The following is a 13,838-nucleotide window of genomic DNA, read 5'->3' as shown; positions in this document are numbered from 1 at the left end:
GACATGATTATTCCATATGCAAGCTCCAACTTTTGGCTGAAGGTTTATCTTCATTTATGAACTATATTCAAGTAGTAGCGAATATTGTGATTAGAAGAACTTTCAGTTTATTGAAGGAGGATGTAGATGTCTAAGCAGCCTGATAAAAATAATATGTTAGTGGTGGGCGTGTTCGAAGATGTGACGAAGGCGAAACAGGCTCAGAAAGATGTTGAACTCTGGGATGAGTCACAGTCTGATGTTACGTTGGGTGGCAGTACGGTCATCTATAAGGATGCTGATGGGAAAATCAAAGATGAGCGTAGCCGCAAGTTCGATTGGAAGAAAGGCGCGCTGATCGGTCTCCTCCTGGTACCTTTGACTGGTGGGATCTTGCTTCCCGTATATGGTGCCGCGGCTGGCCTGGCTGCTAGCTGGTTAAAGGGCATTAAACGTGAAGATGCTGATAAAGTGGCTTCTGCGGTTAAACAGGGTAGCGCCGCGCTGGCGGTTTTGTGCGATGAATATGAGGTGCCAGCCGTGTCTGAGGAATTAAAACGCCTCGGTAGTAAAGAAGTTGTCGGTTATAAAGTACCAGAATCCACGGCCAATGATGTGGAGAAGGCTGTCAAATCCGCTGAAGATAAAGGCGAGGTCAATGAACAACAGCCGGTAAGCTAATAAGCCGCTAAGCTAGCATGCGCATGTGACTCCTTCTAAATACTTCTAAATATTTGGAAGTATTTAGAAGGAGTCACTATTATTGGTGCCCGGTGCTGTTGAAAGGTGGCATCTGGAGAGCATACGACTGACTATCTTTGTTCAGCCTTCCACTTGGCCTGCGCATGTTGTAATCCCAACAGTTGCTGCTCCAACGTCATGATCTCCTGCTGCAAGCGCTGTTTTTGTTGTTGCGGCCCCAGCAAGCGGATATCCTCTGTGATCTTATATCCTCGCCGCAACAATCCGTGCGGCACAAAGGCAGCCGTCTGATTGTATTGAGAACGCGTACTCGACATACGCGTATTTATTTGTTTTAAGTCTAGCTTTAGTTGTCTGATTTGCAGCTTTAATTGACTGATCTGATCTTTGTAGGGATCTGATTGTCTGCCGCGACTTTGTCTGATTGGCATGTTAGATCCATAAGGTGTAATGGCGCCGGGCTCTTGCAGTGGTGATCCACAATTATCACAAAAACGTGCTCCGTCTTTGATACGCTGACCACAGGCAGAACAGAACATATATGAACCTCCCTTTCAAGTGTTCTACTCTATCTATGATACGGTTGAGTCGCCGAAAAAGTGGACTGTGAATAAAAACTTGACATGCTTGCACGCTAAATTGTACTGTTATGCTGATGAAGGCTTCGTCTCTACGTTTGCTAGAGCAAATTGTCCTTTGCCTTTTTAGCGGCATCCATGATCTAATTTGACTATCTCTCCTGGTTATATCTCTATTTGCTTTTATCTTTAGCCAGGCGCAGGGATAGCGAGGAGCGCATACAATGGCCAGCGAGCAGAAAAGTAAAACTGTCCGGTCAAGCCTGATACGCACGTTTATGAACCTGCATGTCTCTCTCTTCCGCCTCACCGGCGGTGCACTTGGCGGTAACCTGCTAGGGCGACCGGCTTTAATTCTCACCACGGTTGGACGTAAAAGTGGAAAGACACGTGAGACGCCCCTGACCTATATTCCTGATGGGGATCGTTATCTTCTGATTGCCAGCAATGGGGGCTCTGACCAGGCTCCCTTCTGGTGGCGCAACCTGGTGGCCAATCCGGAGGTGAAGATTGAAGTTGGACGGCGTACCATTGCGGCTATTGCCAAAACTGCCGACACTCAGGAGCGGGAGCTGCTCTGGCCCCGGATCGTTGCTCAGGCTCCCAATTACGCCTCCTACCAGAAAAAAACTTCTCGCGAAATCCCTGTCGTCGTTGTGACACCCATTGCTCAATAACGCTGATTTGTATTCGTTAAAGAGTCGCGGTCACTGCAAACATTATCTGCAGTGACCGCGACTCTCTTTTATATTTTTACCCCTACTTTTATATTTTTACCCCTAAAGGTAGGCTAGGCTTTCTGTCCCCTGATGAGATTGTTTTTGTAGAGTAGCCATAAGAAGGGTTCTTCGACGCGCCGTGGGCTGACGCTGCTGATATGACCCAGGGTGTCGGGGGGCTGGCCCAACGAGGAGACGCCAAAATACTGGTAGTTGGCAAAGTGCTCATGGACATATTTGCAGAAATTGGGGGAGAGCCAATCGTAGAGCCGGTGCTGGATGTCGGTATGCAGTGATTGGATATCACTTAAATTCAAGCTTCCATTATGGGTGCTTGACTGCAGCAGGGGCGAGCCGGGATCATCGAGGTTATCTGCCAGCATGTCGATTTTTGATAGGGTGAAGGCGACCGGAACCTTGATTTTTTGGGTGGCGCTGATATTTGTGACGCGCTCGAAGAGCTCACGCAACGCGCGTACAATATTGTCGGGCGCCGCCGCCATGTCCAGATCCGGTAGGGTCTGGTTGGTGATCTTCTGACGTACCCCTGACATCTGGAGTGGATCGAGTAAAAAAATAATGCCATCTGCATCACAGATATAATGGCTGTACGTCGAGAGCGTCGCATGGCTGGTCATATCCTCACCGGCGGTATCGAAGAAGCTCAGGTTGAGTGCTCGCCGTGGCCGGCCGTTGGAGCCGCCAAAGAGTAAGCGAAAGATAATCGGTGAACGTACCTGGGCATCCAGGGCTGATGGTAGGGTTGGATTAAGTACCCGGCGTTGCTCAAATAGTGGTGTATAGAAGTCCCGGGCCCAGCGTACCTGGGAATCATCGCCCAGAATACTAACGCTAATGTCGAAGCTTTGTCCTACCGAGTGCATCAGGCGGTGAATAAGGGAGGCAATATAGTGGGATTTGCCAGTGGCCCGGCCTCCGATGATGGCAATGACTTTTTGCTCGGTCTGGGCAATATTTGAGGGCAGTTCAAAATGACAGGCGGGACAGATACGCGTCGTGCTGTATTCTTTGCAGGTGTTGCAAAATAGCTCATGCGGCGCTGTCAGGGCCAGCACACTCTTTTTCCTCTCTGGAATAAGCACTCGACCCATTCTGATGCGCCCCAATCCTCGGCGTAAAGCAAATTCGTTATCTGGTCCTATATCTGGACAATTGGGATTGATACAGCGGAAATATGTTTCCTGTAATGAGAAACGCGCGAAACAGAAGGGACAGGTGATCTTATGATAAGATGGGGTAAATGCCATGATATCCATATCCTTTATTTATAAATAAGAGAAATAGGTATGGCTGTCTAACAGGACAACTATACCGGCCTGGATAAATTGATATATGTAAATATTAGCGCTGCATGGTAATCTCGCGTGCGATAGTGCTAAAGGTCTCGCTTAGCCTGCCCAGATCCGTAAAAAAGCTTTGCTCATTGGAAGAGGCAATCGCACGCAGGAAACTATGATCTGCACGGCCAAATCCGATGGCTATAATTTGTATTTCCGCCTTGTGACAGCGTTGCGCCGCCATGATCGCCCCCAATCGGCCCATCCATGCTCCATCTGTCAGTACCACCGCATAACGTGGGCCCACTGTATCATGCAATAAATTATAAACTTTGTTTAATGAACCTCCTGATGTGCCCCCACCGGATGAGAGTGAGTCGATGGCCCGGCTAATCTTGCTGGCATCTTGTGTGGCATGTAGAGGAACATGTACAAAGCTAGAGAATGAGATCAGGCCGATGGCAATCCTGGAGAGATCACACTGCTGTACAAATTGGTGGGCGGCCTTCTTGGCTTCGCGTAGTGGTCTGCCTGCCATACTGCCAGAGGTATCGATATCCAGGTAAACGGTGATAATCTCTTCTGGCACCTGCTGTTCGAGCGGACTTCTTAAAAAACGTGCCGGGACATCGGTCGGGACTGGCTGAATGTCCAGGGCCAGTGGCTGACCGGTGGTCCGCTCGGTCGCTGAGATCGTGACGGTGCCATTTTTGTCGTAGGCGTAGGTGATGTTGAGTATGGCCGTTTTACTGTTTATGTGTGGAAAGCGACTGAAAATATAGCGACCCAGATACGAACATTGCTGGGGATCTTGCGTCTCGCCCTGAGTGAGAAATACTTCTAGTTCCGTGTTGCCATCCCTGCGCAGGGTCAGCTCGAAAGGGCGCATCTGCTGGGTCGGAATCGCGTTATTTTTGGGAATAATCATACTGTTGATATAGCGGGTCCGGTCGGCGCTTTCGGCGATCAAGCCTAGACTGTGGGCGATGACATCCACGGTGTGTTTAGGTGCGCGCAGCACGAAGTGATTTTCTGTTGCGGGATTCTGGCTGTCCTGCAGGCTCATCGCAGCCTGGATGGCTGCCCCGATGGCGACGGCCTCGTCAGGATGAATGCCACCCATGGGTGGGTTGCCTGACATGCGTTTGATGTAGTCGCTGACCATGGGCATACGGGTTGAGCCGCCTACGGGCAATACGCCTGTGATATCTGCCCAGCTCTTTCCAGCGGTTCGCAGTACACGTTCGGTTAAGAACTGGGTGCGCTCCATCAATCCTTGTGTCATGCGTTCAAACTGTTCGCGGGTCACCGTATAGCTGCCAACCTGGCCTGAGGCCTGAACCCGGATGGTGGCGCTCTGCCGCGCGCTAAGCTTGCGTTTCAGCTCTTCTGCCTGTACACGTAGCGCATTGACATCGTCGCCAAATAGCTCCAGTCCAAATTCTTGCTCAAACTGGGCCTCTAAATGACTCAGCAGGCTATCATCCCAATCTTTGCCACCTAGATTGTCGTCCCCATCCGTGCCAATTACCTTTAGTTCTGTGGGAGTAATCGCGACCAGCGAAACATCAAAGGTACCACCACCCAGGTCATAGACTAGAAAGAGTTGTTCCTGGGTATTGGGACCTGGACGCTGGCCGTAGGCCAGCGCGGCCGCGGTCGGCTCACTGATAATTTGTAGTACATTCAAGCCGGCTTTATGACCAGCTTCAATGGTTGCGCTACGCTGGGCATGTTTGAAGTAAGCCGGTACCGTAATTACCGCGTCGGTAACGCTCTCGCCTAAATAGTCTTCGGCACACTTCTTCAAGTAACGTAAAATAATAGCTGCCAGGTCGGTCGCGATATAATCAGTGTCACCAAAAGCTAGCAAAAAATCAGGATCACCCATATGGCGCTTAAAGAGTAAAGCTATCTCGGTAGCTCCTGCCGCCATCTGTTCGCGCGCCTCTTCGCCTACAACTGGTCTGCTGCCATCAAACCAGATAATTGATGGTGTGACTGCGTTGGCATCGCTATTCTTGATTACCTCTGCCCTCCCTTCGCCATTGATAAAAGCAATAGCAGAATATGTAGTTCCCAGGTCAATACCGACAAATCTACCCATTGGTGATACTCCTGCTCGCACGGCATGCGAATAGTATTGCTATTAGAAGAAGATTGTTTCTTTTTAATAGGAAATTTTTATGCTTTACCTGATATATTTGTATACTAGCATTCTTTAATGTTATTATTATTCCGTGAACATTGCAACAGATTGAGATGCCAAAAACGCTGCCAGAGTTTGAAGCGCTTTGGCAGGTTGATACAGCATTATATCAATCTGCTTTATTCTGTTTAAAGAGAGCATTTTCTTGGCTAAAGAGGGATTTTATATGGGATTCATTGCTCCCTGGCATAAGGTAGTATGCCCGAGCTGTGGCACAGATTTTTATCCCGGGTCGGCTGATATTGTTTCAGGCTTGAACCCCAATAACGTGATGCAGAAAGCTCCTACCCATGATGCCCTGAAGGTTCTGTCACGTTTCTGGATTACGGCTACAAAAGGGAAAAAATATACCCGGCAGTTGGCTGGCCGGCAATGTCCTAATGCCGACTGTAAACGCGTCTTACCTTATAATATAGAACGTGCCAAAAGCTATACAATTGCTATTATTGGTGATGGTTCGGCTGGCAAAAGCCATTATATTGCTTCTTGTATTCATTTATTAAAACAGCGCCAGGCACTCCAGTTGATCGGTTGTAGCCGCATCGTCGGTTGGGGCAAGACTGAAGCGATCTATCAATCAAAGTTTTATCAACCAGTTTTTGGTAATTTACAGCCTATTCCTTTGACTCCCAGGGCGCGTTCAGAGATCAATGAGCCTTTGATTTATGAGCTTATCTTTAAGAAAGAGGCCTGGTGGAAGCCTGCCAAAAGTGTCAATCTCTTCTTTTATGATGCTTCAGGCGAAGATCTGGCTGAACAGGATCGTATGGTGCAGTATAGCTCTTATGTCCTCAATGCATCGGCGATCATTTTTCTGGCCGATCCTCTTACGATGCCGAATATTGTGAAGGCGCTGCCGGTCGACTTGAAGCCCGGCGCGATCCGTGAGCGCAGTTCTTCAGAGGTATTGAATCGCATTACCGAGACCTTCAGAATGGGCCAGGGGCTGGATGCGGGCGCCTCGATCGATATTCCGGTAGCCATTGTGCTCTCCAAGGCAGACCTCTTGAAATATGTTGTGCGCTCACAAGAGGCGACCACCCAGTTTTTACGTGAGACAACGTCTACTAACCGCTTGAATACGGCGGATTTTGCCGCTATCAATGAAGAGGTCCAAAAACTCATCTTGCGGGTTGGTGACAAGGTATTGGTGCAGTCAAGCGAGTTATTTAATACCGCCTCCTTCTTTGCGGTTTCGGCTACTGGCTGGGCACCCGATAAAGGCAAGTATCCGGCTATTGAACCATTACGTTGTCTCGATCCTTTGCTCTGGATCTTGTGGAAGCTCAATGTGATTGAAGCTGAATAGCGCTGTTTACCGCTCTGCGTTTTTTGAAGTAGCTGGCAGAGTATAGGCATGTTCAAAATAGATAGGAGAGACGTACGATGGATCAACTCTGGTATACCTGGTCTACTGTTGGTTTGGGCAGTGTGACAGGGCATCGAGTGCGTGCGGCCTCACATGAATTGGCAGATTTGCATGGTGATTGGTATCGGGAGATTGAACGGCATCTGCAATATGAATTACCCGATGGTATTAATCCTTATGATATAACTACTGAGACTTCACCCTATGGCCTGGCTTATATCAAGACAGAGCAAGGGCTGATCATGCTTCATCGTGCCTACGCGGGTGAAGATGCCTATGGGCGTGCAGGCGCGTTTTTTGTGCATGTGCTGGCCAATCTTAACAATATTTCAAGCAAGGATGCCATTGGCTTCTGGGGCTCATCTTTCTGGAAGACGAGGGATGATTTACCTTCCGATCAGCTTGATCTGCCACAAGTTGTTGAGCTACCCGCAGGTCCATTGAATGCTGCTACCATTACCCACCAGTCAGGCAACCAGCAGCTCTATAGCCAGAATTTAGTCTTCTTGATTGAGTCCTATCTTTCTCTGGGTGAGTGGCAGAATCTTTATATCGAAACCTACGCTGAAGAAGGCGTGCATGGGGCTTCTGAACGCAATGCCGAGCTTATCTGGGGCCTGCTGCATTGTCTTCCGCCGTATCTGACTGACGCAGCCACTTTCAGTACCTATGAAGCCCATGTAGAGCACTCACCGGCCCGTATTGTGGCGACCTGTTACTCTTCGCTGGATGAACTCCAGCGTGCCCGGCCCCACGATGGTCCGACCCTCAGATGGGCCTATGGGCGAGATGGGCGCTGCTTGCTGTTTGAGCCGGGGGTCCCGCCTCTGCCAGATATGGCTGCTGTCGCTCCTGAAAGTATTCAACAGTCCAACCCTGAACAGCAGCAGTTGCGGCAGCAGTATGCTCACTATGCGGTTGCTAAGTTGTTCAGCGGCAGCGATAAAGACCTCAAAGAGTTAACGGCCCTGTTTAATTTAAGCCGGGATTGGCAGGTTAAGGATAGCCCCACCTTCTTGCTGGCCTATAAACTCTTTACCGCCAGTAAATTGACTGAGGAAGATATGCAGATGGTCTTTGTTCCTGAGCGGGCCGTCTCCTTGCTGGTGCCAGAAACAGTACGCGCTGCCGTCCTCCAATTTATGGTTATTCACCATCCACAATGGTGGTCCACGCTAGGTCAGGCGTCCTGGGAAAAGCTCTACCAGCAATCTCATACCATACCCGGACTCGCGCAAACCCTGACCGATTTTGCCACCTATATCAAAGATGCCATCGTTATTGACCTGATCGGGGGTAATTCTAAACGCGCCAGTGTTTACCTGCCGCTGCTGACCACTATCGCGCCTCCTCAGCAACACAAAGCACTATGGAAGTCACTATTAATAGAACTGACGCCGCGCCTGGATGCTAATCAGCAACAGTATCCCTACGAATTATTCAATTCATCTTTCTACTTTAGTCTGCTAGAAAATTGCTCATATGTCACAGATATTCCCGAGCATATCCTGCATTCCTGGCTCCGCGTCCCCTGGGAAAATGTCAGTGAATTGTGCCAACGGAACATTTCCCCTGCCTGGAAAGCCAAAGCTATCGCCTGGCTCATCCTCTATGATCAAAAGCAGTTCCCTCAGGATATCGTCAAGATTGCAATGTCTGTGAGCCAGAACTATGAAGATGCTCTGCAATATCTTTCCCTTTATCAGGATGCGGCCCCGGCGGCGGTGGCAAATGTAATCCCGCTCATTGAGCGTGGTTATCGCCATAATTATTCTGCTGTTTCGAAACTTCTGGAGACCCAGAAAGTAAGCGCTGATGATGTGGGGCGTTTGTTGATCCAATCGAAGCTGACATCAGAGCAGTTGGATGCTCTCTTTCTACAGCACTGGGAATTTTTACTGTTTGCGGCTCCGCATCTTCAAATTGTACAGGATATGACGGAAGGATATTTTAAACACTTATTATATGCTTCCATATTACATCAACCAGGCACGAGAGCGTTGATGGATATGGTGAATAAGCGTAAAAAATATCTGCTCTTTCTACAGGAATATCTGCGCTACTGGATATTGATTAGAAACACTATTCCAACCGGACCAACGAGTAATGCTTACGATTTAGTCCATAGCGAAACGAGGTTACGTGACCTTGGAGAGGCGATTAGTAAAGTTCAACCACAGCGCGATCCTCTTTATAAAGGCTACCTGTTTCAATATCTGATTACAGGCATTAATAATGGTGAGGATTTGATACGTTGTATCAAGTATATTGAGCCAGTTCTTTTTCCTAAATCTAGCCGCATCACATTTATGCAAGAAATGGCGCCCTATGTAGGAGCATGGTATATTCCGAATCGGGATCCCAAATTTTTACTTCCATATATTCATCAAACTTTACAGGATGTACAGCAACATCCCAACAAAAAAGAGATCTTGCCGATCATTCTGCAACAGTTGCTTCAAAATGCCGATAAGAAGACCTTTGAATTTATTGATCGCAGTATTGTGGGGAATAAACTATTTGAGAAAGAGTGGGAGCGCTACGCGGAAGATTTACGCCCCAAATCCTCATTTTTTGCTATGCTTCCCTTTGGTTCCTCCAAAGATAAGGGAACCTCTAAGATGGAAGCGATCAAACCACCGCAGGCTAACGCTGCCTCATTGACTAATGTACCAGCACCTCCTCAGGGTCTGCTGGCTGAATTGGAGGCATCACACATAACCTCGCAGAAACCAGTCGCTGTATCTTCATCACAGATAGCAGAACCAACCGCCCAATCAATGCTGGCTTCCATTCGCAATAAGGTTTTGCCACCAAAACAGGATACAAAGATGCAACTGTTGCCATCTTCTAAAGAAGAGCACCATTCAATTTATCCCAATTACCAACCCAGCGAAAGCCAGGAGATAATTGCATGGGCTGGTGATATTCCTATCTCATTTAAACGGTTTAATACGTTTGAGGCATTCAAGAGCTTTTACATAGCATACAGAAGAAATAAAAAGTATAGTGATTCGCAAGAAGATAATTTTCATAAAATATGGCGCCAGGAAGAGAAACGTAGATTCGTCTTATTAGAGATGAAGGAGTACATGATACAGACAGCTGTTCATTATTTAGCTTACGATTCATTTATTGAAGAGAATTTACTTCATCTATCTGAAGATATTAAAACTTATCCACAAAGAGCGATGCAGCCAGCCATTGCTGGAGCCAAAGCACAAAAAGAATGCAAGCGTTTGTTAGAGAATAATCTCTATTCCGAACAAGCGTTGCAAGAAATATTGTCAATTTTCCTTCGTACCCATGCATTTGAATTTTATTTATTGTCGCATGATAGCAATTTGAGTCTGTGGCTAGAACGCCAGCAGCAAAAATATCCTATTCGCTATAACGATGATTTAGTTCAACGTTATAAGGCTCAAATTAAGAATAAATTAAAATAAATGCATAAAAGTTTTTTGGGTCTTGATTAGAGATCTCTAGCAGGCTGACGTTTCGCTTTGCAGGGACGTTCAGGTGCATATAGGAAGCGACCATTGAATGTCGCACCCTATATGTCTTGCCATTCATTTGGATGAGCGAAGCTGCCTGACAGGCGAAACTGTTTGCTTGATACTGATCAATTCGAATGGCTGAGCCAGTGGCAGCGGAGCTAGCCGCGTTCAAGCGGCGTTTACGATTGCTTTTCAATAGTATGCTCTTTTTATTTGCATATGGCCTGGGCTGCGAAGATGGAGCGTGGGGTCGTTTGTTCTTTTAGATTTGGTGTTTTGTGAATGTTTTTTGTTTAAGGGAGATATTTGAGTATCTATGCTTAATGATAAAGATGCTGTAATTGATCAACTAACTGATCTGGCCACCGAGGTCGATAGCAGTGATCCAAAAGGGGCCATCCGTCTGCGTGAACTGGGCGATGCGGTGCGCGGCGGCCAGTATGCCGATGCCTGGGCCGGCAATAACTTATACAATTTGATTAATGTCGACGCGATCGTTAATCGCTATCGGGTACAACAAAAGGTGGATGGTCGTATTGCGCTGGTTGAGACATGCCGCAATATTTTTATTTTCTTGCCGCTCTTTTTTACCTGGTTGGGTATCGCAATCGCGGTCCGTGCTTACTATAATCTGGTAACCCAGTATCCAAAGTTTAGTACGACCCCCTTTCTACAGCTCTGGCAGGGCAGTTTCAATGGTACGGCCCCCTGGGGTTGGATCGATACCCTGGGCGGTATCGCCACTATCGACTGTATCTTGATCTCGGTCATTGTGGTACTTACCATCTATTCATCCATCATGACGCATAATTCACAGATGAAGCGGGATCGCAAAGCTGAGGAGCTGCGTGATAATCTGGCTCATGCGCTGGCCGGGGCGACCCTCTTCCTGTCTACGCGCCACTGGACGCAGCCGACCAATTTCGTGGATCGCTTTAACTCTGTCGTTAATAGCTTTAATTCAGTTATCTCGGGCCTGGAGGCACAGATTAAAACTGAGCGCCAGGAACTGGCCCAGTTGGCCGAGCGCCAGCGCCAGGAGTTCGCCCTCTTTAATTCCTTTAAGACTTCGCTGGTGGCCAGCATGGATAATGTGGCGACCACTATTCGGGATCTCAAGGATTCCCAGAAGGTGTTGAATACCAGCATTAATAGCCTGGTGGCTCCCACACAGGAGATGACCAATCAGCAGAAGACGTTGCTGGTAAATTCTAAAAGTACACTGGATCAACTGACCCGCCAGGCAGTGGCCCAGGAAGAGGTGGTGAAGCAGCAGAAGCTCTGGGGTGAGAAGTTGAATAATGTATTGACGATCCTCGATGGAACCGTCAATGAGGCGAAGACCCTGTCGTCCCATATCTCTAAGTTTACGGAAGAGCAGAAGGGGCTGGTTAAGCTGCTGCAGATTGAGCATGGGGACCAGGCTCAACTGGTGAAAGATATTATCACCAATACGAATGCTATGAATCGCATTATTAAGCAGATCGATGAGAGCGCTACCAATATCAATGGTGTGACGGTCAATATGGGCGAGGTTGCGCGGCGTATCGCAGCTAAAGTACCTGTGTAATAGCTGTGAAGCAGGTCAATAAAGAGAGGAATAGAAATGCTGCGCTCTGTACAAAATAATACGGCCCTGCTGTCAGGCTGGCTGTTTGCCGACTTGCTGCTCGGCCTGATGGTAATTTTCCTGGCCGCCATTCCAGGCGTGCCGCCGCCCACACCTCCCGCGCCACCCAGGCTTATACTCAGTCCCAAGACGGTGGTACCGCGGAATCCCGACTGCGCGATCGGTAATATTGATAAGCCGCGCTGTGAGGCTGTGATCACACTTAAAGAGAGCGATGACTCCAGGGTTAATGTGACCTGGTCGGTACGTAGCGATATTAGCGATGGCATTAATTTTTCGCCTGCTACTGGCACCATCACACCCGGACAAGAAGTGCAGATCAAATTATCGAAGGTGCCATGCCAGAATGGTTCGTTTACCTTTGATGGTACCGCCAGTGCGGCCTCCCAGACCGTGGCCTGGAAATGTACGGCCAAACCCGATCGCCTCGAATCCAGTTATGTGCCCTTGCGTTTTACTGGCGAGGATACCGATGGCATCTTGAATAATGATCGTGGGGCCATCGATCACCTGAAACGTGACATCAGGGCCCGGCGTGAATTGCATGGTCGTCGTGTTGGCCTGGTAATCATTGAAGGTGGCGCTGACGTTAATAATCCCAGTCGTGGTACGGAGGTGGCGAAAAAAGTCTATGGTATCCTGGATCAACTATCATCTGAAGGTTTTGCGCCTTTTGCGGATGCCTCGCACTATCAGCCGCTATTTAATACTGCTGAAAATACAGATGTAATCCTTATCGATGTCTATCTGTTCAAAATCACGCAATAACCAGCTTATCGAATAAGCAACAAGAAAAGAGATGCGCATAGGTTCGGCCCGGTAGGTGTGAACCTATGCGCATCTCTTTTCTTGCTCCCTGGTTGTTCAGGGAAAAGGATTGGGCCTTGCCCTGATTTCCTGTTGGCGTACAAATAGGTCCAGGTCCATGACGGAGTTTTCAGGTGTTCTGCACGAGTGAGTCTAGCTGTGTATCGATGTGTGATGGTGTGGGGTGGTTGGCTGTGTGGGCTTCGAAGAGGGGGAGTAGTTGTTCTTCATATAGTTTTTCGCTGGCGATGGTGGAGATGAGCCGGGCATAGGCTGAGGGTTCGCTATGGCTGATCTTACCGCTGATCAGGTTGAGGATAAAGTAATGGCGGTAATCGTTGGTTCCCGGTTGGAAGGGGATCTGTGCGGGAACGCCGGTGAGCATGAACTGGCTTTGGTAGGGGTGGTGCTGGTAGGTGGTGAAGCTGAGCAGGGGACGGCAGGCTGGCGGTAACATACAACTGACGGTGGCGATCCAGAGGGCGATCTGATCGCTGGTGCCGATGAGGATTATGCTGCGTTGACTGCGCTCCAGATGAAGCACTGCGCTGATAAGGGCCGCTAGATATTGTCTGTTCTGCTCACTATGCAGGAGTGACCAGATCTGTTCTGTGTCCAGGGCTGGCTCCATCTCTAGATCAGAGAGGAGCGGCAATTCGTCTGTGGCTGTGTTGTCCTGTGCTTTCCAGAAAGAACTTCGCCAGAAGAAGACGGGTGGGATATTGCTGAAGAGTTCAGGTGGTATGATCAGTGAGTGGGCAAAAAAGTTGCCGGGACGTCCATTGTCGTCATTGCCGGTCGATTGACTGTGGATGAGGAAGCTGGTCTCTTCGTCCTGGTAAAAATAGCGCAGGGCGACCGGATGTTGAGCGACTGCGCTGGCATCCAGCCCGGCGGGCAGGCGGTAGGCTAGCATACGCAGGAGCTGTGCCTGATCGGCTGCTAAGATGCCAGGCGACATGGCTCTGGTTTGAAAACCGCTGCGCCCATTGGCCTTGTTCACAAAAGAGGTGTAGTAATGCTGTTGTATCGGCATATGTTCGCTTTACT

The 13,838-nt window shown here is 48.6% G+C and carries 10 protein-coding genes; 6 read left to right on the top strand and 4 right to left on the bottom strand.

What is annotated here, in order from left to right; genetic code table 11:
• Window positions 1-126: 126 nt before the first annotated feature.
• Window positions 127-660 carry a DUF1269 domain-containing protein gene (locus EL645_RS31770; protein WP_126556492.1) on the top strand — a complete coding sequence of 178 codons (534 nt, stop codon included), beginning with the start codon at window positions 127-129 and terminating at the stop codon, window positions 658-660.
• Window positions 661-791: 131 nt separating this feature from the next.
• On the opposite strand, the gene EL645_RS31765 is transcribed toward EL645_RS31770, so the two are convergent.
• The gene (locus tag EL645_RS31765) at window positions 792-1,220 is read right to left on the bottom strand and encodes a zinc ribbon domain-containing protein (RefSeq protein ID WP_126556491.1); all 429 of its coding nucleotides are present in this window, start codon (window positions 1,218-1,220) and stop codon (window positions 792-794) included.
• Window positions 1,221-1,483: 263 nt separating this feature from the next.
• Between EL645_RS31765 and EL645_RS31760 the strand changes: the two genes are divergently transcribed.
• Window positions 1,484-1,936: a nitroreductase family deazaflavin-dependent oxidoreductase gene (locus EL645_RS31760; protein ID WP_126556490.1), complete on the top strand. Its 453-nt coding sequence runs from the start codon at window positions 1,484-1,486 to the stop codon at window positions 1,934-1,936.
• A gap of 113 nt (window positions 1,937-2,049) precedes the next feature.
• Here EL645_RS31760 and EL645_RS31755 read toward each other — a convergent pair whose 3' ends face one another.
• Window positions 2,050-3,246, bottom strand: coding sequence for a TRAFAC clade GTPase domain-containing protein (locus EL645_RS31755; RefSeq protein ID WP_126556489.1), 1,197 nt, complete (start codon window positions 3,244-3,246; stop codon window positions 2,050-2,052).
• 94 nt (window positions 3,247-3,340) lie between these two features.
• Window positions 3,341-5,383, bottom strand: a complete 2,043-nt coding sequence (locus tag EL645_RS31750; protein ID WP_126556488.1) for an Hsp70 family protein — start codon at window positions 5,381-5,383, stop codon at window positions 3,341-3,343.
• Between the two features lie 268 nt (window positions 5,384-5,651).
• Here EL645_RS31750 and EL645_RS31745 point away from each other — a divergent pair, with 268 nt between their 5' ends.
• The 4 genes from EL645_RS31745 (at window position 5,652) to EL645_RS31730 (ending at window position 12,749) form a co-directional block, all read left to right on the top strand.
• On the top strand, window positions 5,652-6,794 hold the full coding sequence (locus EL645_RS31745) for a TRAFAC clade GTPase domain-containing protein (protein WP_126556487.1): 1,143 nt from the start codon (window positions 5,652-5,654) through the stop codon (window positions 6,792-6,794).
• A gap of 77 nt (window positions 6,795-6,871) precedes the next feature.
• A complete protein-coding gene (locus EL645_RS31740; protein WP_126556486.1) occupies window positions 6,872-10,300 on the top strand; it encodes a GAP1-N2 domain-containing protein in 3,429 nt (1,142 codons plus the stop codon).
• Window positions 10,301-10,667: 367 nt separating this feature from the next.
• Entirely contained in the window at window positions 10,668-11,921 is a 1,254-nt protein-coding gene (locus tag EL645_RS31735; protein WP_126556485.1) for a hypothetical protein, read from the top strand.
• 36 nt (window positions 11,922-11,957) lie between these two features.
• The gene (locus tag EL645_RS31730) at window positions 11,958-12,749 is read left to right on the top strand and encodes a hypothetical protein (RefSeq protein WP_126556484.1); all 792 of its coding nucleotides are present in this window, start codon (window positions 11,958-11,960) and stop codon (window positions 12,747-12,749) included.
• A 169-nt stretch (window positions 12,750-12,918) separates the two neighbouring features.
• Here EL645_RS31730 and EL645_RS31725 read toward each other — a convergent pair whose 3' ends face one another.
• Window positions 12,919-13,824 carry a GAP1-N2 domain-containing protein gene (locus EL645_RS31725; protein WP_126556483.1) on the bottom strand — a complete coding sequence of 302 codons (906 nt, stop codon included), beginning with the start codon at window positions 13,822-13,824 and terminating at the stop codon, window positions 12,919-12,921.
• Between the last annotated feature and the right edge of the window lie 14 nt (window positions 13,825-13,838).

The organism is Dictyobacter kobayashii, assembly GCF_003967555.1.
Taxonomy (GTDB): Bacteria; Chloroflexota; Ktedonobacteria; order Ktedonobacterales; family Ktedonobacteraceae; genus Dictyobacter; species Dictyobacter kobayashii.
The sequence above is the reverse complement of the archived record's forward strand: the minus strand, read 5'-3'. Positions and strand labels throughout refer to the sequence as shown.